Annotated in this window: 7 protein-coding genes; 6 read left to right on the forward strand and 1 reads right to left on the reverse strand. The window is 55.4% G+C overall.

The genetic code is table 11. The features are described from left to right. From L692_RS0123845 to L692_RS0123870, 6 genes are all read left to right on the forward strand, one after another. A partial coding sequence (locus L692_RS0123845) for a substrate-binding domain-containing protein (RefSeq protein WP_025702456.1) occupies positions 1-434 on the forward strand: 434 nt, incomplete at its 5' end. After that, positions 431-1891, forward strand: coding sequence for a sensor histidine kinase (locus tag L692_RS0123850; protein WP_025702457.1), 1461 nt, complete (start codon positions 431-433; stop codon positions 1889-1891). The genes L692_RS0123845 and L692_RS0123850, both read left to right, overlap by 4 nt. Next, the gene (locus tag L692_RS0123855; protein ID WP_025702458.1) at positions 1866-3197 is read left to right on the forward strand and encodes a response regulator transcription factor; all 1332 of its coding nucleotides are present in this window, start codon (positions 1866-1868) and stop codon (positions 3195-3197) included. Before L692_RS0123850 ends, L692_RS0123855 begins: the two co-directional genes overlap by 26 nt. Positions 3198-3442: 245 nt before the next feature. Beyond that, positions 3443-4876 carry a sugar porter family MFS transporter gene (locus tag L692_RS0123860; RefSeq protein ID WP_025702459.1) on the forward strand — a complete coding sequence of 478 codons (1434 nt, stop codon included), beginning with the start codon at positions 3443-3445 and terminating at the stop codon, positions 4874-4876. A gap of 172 nt (positions 4877-5048) precedes the next feature. Next, positions 5049-5996 (forward strand): ArsR/SmtB family transcription factor, encoded by a 948-nt coding sequence (locus L692_RS0123865; protein WP_025702460.1) that lies wholly within the window; start codon positions 5049-5051, stop codon positions 5994-5996. A 178-nt stretch (positions 5997-6174) separates the two neighbouring features. After that, a complete protein-coding gene (locus L692_RS0123870) occupies positions 6175-6333 on the forward strand; it encodes a hypothetical protein (RefSeq protein WP_025702461.1) in 159 nt (52 codons plus the stop codon). 67 nt (positions 6334-6400) lie between these two features. Here the strand turns inward: L692_RS0123870 and L692_RS0123875 are convergent. Next, positions 6401-7047, reverse strand: a 647-nt coding sequence (locus L692_RS0123875; protein WP_025702462.1) for a class I SAM-dependent DNA methyltransferase, incomplete at its 5' end; no start/stop codon positions are given.

Consider the following 7047-nt stretch of genomic DNA (forward strand, 5'->3'; position numbering starts at 1 on the left):
GGCTCCGCCTGGAGGGGCTTCGCAGCATTATCGCGAACTACCCGGAAATGAAAATCGCGGACGTCCGGACGTCCGATATATCGCGGCTTCAGGCCTCCGAACAGACCCGGAGCCTGCTTGCGGCCTATCCGGATCTGAAAGCGGTCGTCGGATTCAGCGCCCTGGACGGCCTTGGAGCGCTGGACGCGGTGCGGCAGCTTAAGACCCAGCGGCTGCTGTTCGCTTTTGACGATTTGGACGAGACAAAGGAAGCGGTCCGAAGCGGCGGAATTCAGCTGACCCTCGTCCAGCAGCCGCTGGAAATGGGCAGCACGGCCATAGCTCTGCTCCATGATTATTTTCAGGGGAAATCCGTGCCGGACGTCAGTTATACGTCTATCCGCCTGCTTGATGGCAGCGGCTCCGCACAGCCTGCCGGGGAGGATGCGCCATGAGTATTCGCAGCAAACTGCTGATCTTCATCCCTCTGCTCGTTCTGCTGATGAATCTGGTAACCTACTTCTTGTTCCAGAGCGGGACAATCGTTCAGGACAGCTATGATCTCATTATGGGCCGGATTCTCAAATACAAAGAGACGACCGGGGCGTCGGAGGACAGCCTCAAGGCGGTGTACTCCTATCTGCTTCACCCTGCGGAAGACTCGAAGGAACAGGCGACCCGGAAGCTTACTTACCTGTCGGGGCTGCATTCGAGCCTGGTGGATACAGGCGCCGCCCCGCCCCTGACCTCATCCTTGACCGGATACGGGAATATGATCCGCACCCTGCTGTCGCTTGAGCAGCAGACGCTCGCCGCCGCAGAGAACGGCAAGGCTTCGGAAGCGTTCGGGCATTATCTCGAAGCCGAAAGGACCGTCTCCTTTATCCGGGACGAGGGACAGCGGCTAGTGGAAGGGGAGCTGGACCATTACCGTCCGGTATTCCGGAGCATTCAGGCGGAAAATGCGCGTCTCTACAAGCTGGGCGTCGCCGTGTTCGCTCTGGGTACGACGCTCAGCGTCGTGGTCGCGGTCTGGATTTCCCGCAGCATCACGGTTCCCGTCAGCGCATTGGTCCGCTCGGCGAAATCCGTGTCCAGGGGCAATCTGGACCCTGACCTTCCAGCCGGAGGCAAGGACGAGCTTGCCGCCCTGTCCGGAGCCTTCACCGGGATGCTGGCGGGGCTGAAGGAATCCATCGCCAAGGACAGGGATATCGCCGAGAAGGAGCGCTTGGTCAAGACGCTGGAGCTGCAAGCGCTGCAGAGCCAGATCAATCCTCACTTTTTATACAATACGCTTAATGCTTTATCGAAGCTTGCTCTGCTGGAGGAGGCGGAACAGACCAGCGATCTGATTGTCTCGATGTCCAACTTCATGCGTTACAATCTGCAGAATCTGGACCGGCAGGTGCCGCTGCGCAATGAACTGGAGCATGTGAAGGAATACATCAGGCTGCAACAGACCCGATTCCGCGACCGGGTAACCTTCCTGCTCGATATCGATGAGAAAGCGCTGGACATCAGGGTCCCTTCCCTGACCATACAGCCTATCATCGAGAATGCGTTCATACACGGCACCGGCCATATGGAGAGCGGAGCGGTCATCTCCCTGTCCGTATACAGCGGCGTCTCGGCCACCAAAATCGTTATTCATGATAACGGCATAGGGATGACCGAGAATATACGGGCTTCCTTGCTGAACCGGACGCAAGAGCCGCCTGCGGAGGTACCGCTCCAGGCCCCCTCCACCGGTCTTGGCACCCGTAATGTATTCAGAAGGCTGGAACTGGTCTACGGGCGGACCGATCTGGTGCAAATCGCCAGCGAGCCGGGGAAAGGAACGACCGTGGTACTAAATATTCCGGCGGGAAGGAGCGGGATGAGCAGTGTATCGGCTGATGATAGCAGATGACGAGGCGCTTGAGCGAGAGGGATTGGAGTGGATTGTCCGCCGGGCCATGCCGGATACATTCAGGATTATTCACGCGGAGAACGGAAGAGCGGCCATCGGTCTCGCCGAGGAGCACCGGCCCCATATCATTTTCATGGATGTCAACATGCCCGGCATTCAGGGACTTGAGGCTCTCAAGGAGATCAAGACGCGGATGCCGGGCGCCAAGCTGGTGCTCGTGACCGCCTATGACTATTTCGCCTATGCCAAGGAAGCCATCTCCCTTGGGGTGGAGGAATATATTGTAAAGCCTGCCAAGCGCGAGGAGCTGGTGTCCCTGCTGCAACGACTGGTGGAAGAGCTGAATCAGGAAAAAGCCAGACGCGAGGAAGAACTGGAAATGCGTGACCGGATGTCCCAGCTGATGCCGCTCGCCGAGAACGAGCTTGCCCTGCTGCTCATGATGAACAAAGCCGCCGATGAAGAGAGCCGGCAGCTTTCCGAATGGCTTGATTTCCCGCTTGACCGGGGACTCGGACTCGTCGTGGCTTTTCATGATGAATTGAATATCGGAAGGCAGAAAGTATACAATGTCATCCACAGCCTTCTCCGAACCTTCGGCAGCTCGATTTCCAGCTCCATCATCGACCGTCACGTCGCCGTCTTCCTCCGGATGCCGCCGGATATGGAGGAAACGGAGTTTAACAAGGAAGTGCATCATTACGGAGAGATGCTGCGCTCCCACACAGAGCAGCATTTCGGACATTCTGCGGCAATCGGAATCGGCACGGTCCGAGAAGGCGCTGAAGGCCTTCATGAGTCCTACTTTGAAGCTGTGTTCGCCTCCACACTCGGCGCGCGCAACGGTGAAATCTGCCATTTCGGGGATTTGAAGAAGGAGGACTTCGATTTTACCAACAGGAATCCGGCGGCGGTCAATCAGGCGGGCCACGGTCCCTATGTAATCGCCGCGCTTCAGCGCATACGGCAGGAAAGGGAACAGCAGACGATGAGCGTGATGGACAAGGCGAAGCATTACATCGGCCTAAAATTCACGGAGGAGCTGTCGCTGGAGGAGGTCGCCGACCATGTGCATCTCAACCCCTTCTATTTCAGCAAAATCTTCAAGCAGCTGACGGGAGCGACTTTTATCGATTATCTGACCGGCCTGAGAATCGGCAAAGCCAAGGAACTGATTGCAGCCAGCGATCTCAGCCTTAAGGAAGTCTGCTACCTGGCGGGATACAAGGACCCGAATTATTTCAGCCGGGTGTTCAAAAAGGTGACCGGAGTCACCCCCAGCGAATATCGCGAACAAATTCAGTAGCACCGTCCATGCCGTCAGGCGTGGATTTTTTTGTGCCTGGAGGACAAGATAATACTACTATCGACATTCCCCCTTGCCATTCACACCCCATCTTAAAGAAGTGCGCAAAAGAGGACAAAATCGTGCAGGGGATAGCTCCTCTGTATGACCGGAGGTGATGCTATAATTCAATAGAGAAGCAACTGCTGCGCTCCTTTTACGGCGGTCACCGCTGTTATGCGTACAGATGGAAAGGGGAAAATGATATGAGCACTATGTTGCAACATTCGGCCAACGAGTCGGAGACCAGTATAAAATTTGTTGTTCTTGTATCCATGGTCGCGGCCTTGGGAGGTTTTTTATTCGGATTCGATACGGCGGTAATGTCGGTGGCCAACGGGTTCCTGCGGACCCGGTTCGAGCTTGGCGACTTTATGCTTGGCTGGACGGTATCCTGCCTGATTATCGGCTGTATGGCCGGAGCGGCGATATCCGGTTCGATGGGTGAGCGCTTCGGCCGAAAGAAAGTGCTGATCACGGCTGCGGTTCTGTATACCGCCGGGATTTTCGTCTCCGCCCTCTCCCCGTCGCTGGACCTTTTCATTGCGGCCCGCATGATCGAGGGCATTGGCATCGGTATTACATCGACGCTCTGCCCGCTCTATAATGCGGAAATCGCCCCCGCGAGATTCCGCGGGCGTCTGGTAGCCATGAACCAGATGGCAACGGTTAGCGGTATTTTTCTAGGCTCCTTCCTGGCCTTCGGCGTATCCGGCATGGGCAATGACGCCTGGGACGTCTCCACGGGCTGGCGCATCATGTTCGGAACCGGCATCGTGCCAGGAATACTGTTCCTGACTCTTCTGTTCCTTGTTCCCGAAAGCCCGAGATGGCTGATCAAGAAAGGAAGAGCTGCGGAGGCTCTGCCTATTCTGCTGAAGATTCACGGAGAAGAGCTTGCCAAGAAAGAAGTGCTTGATATCAAGAAGGGCTTTGCACAGGACGAGGAAGTCAAGGCCGCATCCGGCCGGAGATTTACGCCGGCCCTGCGTACGGTGCTGATCGTCGGCATTATCGTCGCCATGCTCCAGCAAATTACGGGTATCAACGCCGTTATGTACTACGCGCCGGAAATCTTCCGCCAGACCGGAGCGGGAGCGAGCGGTTCCCTGACTCAGACCATTATGGTCGGGCTTGTCAACCTGATCTTCACCGCGCTGTCCCTCTGGCTTGTCGATAAGCTGGGACGCAAGGTGCTGCTGCTGGCGGGTTCGTTCTTCATGACCCTAAGCCTGGGGATCATCGGCTTTGCTTTTCATACCGGGCGTACGGACGGACCGATTGTCCTGATCTGTATTCTGGTCTATGTTGCGGCCTTCGCCATTTCGCTCGGGGCTGTTGTCTGGGTTATCCTGTCCGAAATCTTCCCGAGCCGGATTCGCGGCCTTGCCACGGCAGTCGCCACAATGGCACTCTGGGGAGCCGACTTCGCGGTTTCCCAATCCTTCCCGCCGATGCTTGCTTCTGCGGGACCTGCCATCACATTCTGGATTTTTGCCGCGACTTCCCTGTTTACCTTCCTCTTTACCTGGGGAGTGATTCCGGAAACCAAAGGCAAATCTCTGGAAGAAATCGAAGCGATGTGGGAAAAAAAGCACGGCTCCAAGCAGGAGAGTCTTAAGCCCTCTCTTCAGGATTAGTCAACACATACTGCGGGCCGAACAGGGAGGATTCCTGTTCGGCCCGTTTTTCGTCTGTTTGCAGCTGTGCTATTGCAGCTAAATATCGGCAGCTTTCTTTTTTACCAAAATAAGTTTATGATAATCTAAAATATATTGTTTTCACAAAGTCACTGGGAGAAGATTGCTGAACATGATCTATATCAAAGACTTGATGAGCGGAATTGATATTTTCAAGGCGCTTAGCTCCGAAATCCGGATACACATTTTGGAGATGCTTGCCTCCAACCCGCAGCTGAACCTGAATGAAATCGCCAAACGGCTGAAATTGAGCAACGGCGCGATCACAATGCATATTAAAAAGCTTGAGGAAAGCGGTCTTATTGAAATTAACACCTCCGTCGGCAAACATGGCATCCAGAAGGTATGCTACTTGAATAAAGACCGGCTGATGGTCGAGCTTCGCAGCCAGAATGCTGACAATCTGTACGAGGTGGAGATTCCGGTCGGGCATTACAGCAATTATGCCGCCGTTCCGACCTGCGGTCTTGCGACCAGGGATGGCCTGATCGGGGATTTCGACGAGCCCCGCTATTTTGCCGACCCGGGGCGGGTTCATTCGGAGATCATCTGGATGGCTGACGGGTTTCTGGAATACCGGATTCCGAATTATTTGAAGCCCAACCAGAGTTTCCGTGAAATCCAGCTTTCCCTGGAGCTTGGCTCGGAGGCGCCCGGCCACTCCGATATTTATCCGTCGGATATTTATTTTTATCTTAACGGCGCCCCGCTTGGCTTCTGGACCAGCCCCGGTGATTTCGGCGATGCACGCGGTACGTTCAATCCCGATTGGTGGCCTCCCCAGTTGAATCAATACGGGATGCTGAAGCTGATCCGCATCAATGATGACGGAAGCTTTATCGATGGCTCACGCATTTCGAATATCACTCTGGCTGATATGAAGCTGGATTACAAAAGCGACCTGATCTTCCGCATCGCCGTTACTGACAAGTTGGTCAACAAGCGCGGACTGACGCTATACGGCAAGCATTTCGGCAATTACAGACAGGATCTTCTGGCCCGCGTGCTGTACAATATTCATGAGGTCCAAGAGACTGATACGGTTTCAGCCAAGCCGTGACGGACATAAGCTGACCGGATCATACCAAACAACGCCCCGGAAGAAACGAAACATCCGTCTTCCGGAGCGTTGTTTGCTTATAACTGTCAACGGCCAAGACTCCCGCTGCCGCATAATTCCCCCGCTGCGGACACACACTAAGCTTCGTCTTCCACACCAACGAGAAGGAGTGTATCAAATGCGCGAAGGTTTGATTCCCACTATTCTTGGAACTGTCGTATCCGCTTCAGGAGCCGCCTTGCTTGGAAGCAGATATAAGCTGGCTGCGACAGGCGTACTTGGCTTCGGTCTGGCGCATATTGTGCTTGGCGCCATTGACCTGATTGAGCATCGGTAAAGGCGGGAAGACAAAGGATATTCCATCGGCTGCAATCTGCGGTCCGGGGAATATCCTTTTTTGCGCTCTATTTTACAGCCACATAGAATAGCCGCTGCGTGTCATCCCCCGCCGGTCGCCATTCAAAATCGCCATACACCTGCACCTCGCGGAATCCGGCTTCAAGGAGCGCCGCCTCCATCCACTGCGGGTCGTAGGCGCGCTGCACATGCGTCTCCTCGAACCGGCGATACCGGTCGCCCTCTCGTTCTTCCTGGACGAAGATGGAGAGATGATGCTCAATTTCGGTCCTCGGCGCGTCCAGTTCGCAGGTCCAAATGTAGGATACCGAAGGATCATCCATAATGAAAGGCTGCTCCTCCTCGTAGCGAACCAGCGTGCGGGGATGGTGAACATCAAGGAGAAAGCTGCCCCCGGGCTTCAGTCCCTTGAAGGTGCGCCCGAACACGGCCGAAATATCGCTCTCTTCGAGTATATAATTCAGACTGTCGCAGAATGAGATCACGGAATCCACCGGCTCCGGCAGCTCCCATTCTCTCATGTCCTGTCTAATCCAACGGACGCTGCCTTCCCGCATAAACCGGCGTCCCCGTGGGCGGTCCTCCATCTTCTGGCGCGCCACGGCAAGCATATCCGGGGACAGGTCAATTCCCGTCATCTGATATCCAGCCTCGGCCAGCGGAATGGTGAGGCTGCCGGTGCCGCAGCCCAGCT

It is taken from the genome of Paenibacillus forsythiae T98, assembly GCF_000520735.1.
Classification (GTDB): domain Bacteria; phylum Bacillota; class Bacilli; order Paenibacillales; family Paenibacillaceae; genus Paenibacillus_AQ; species Paenibacillus_AQ forsythiae.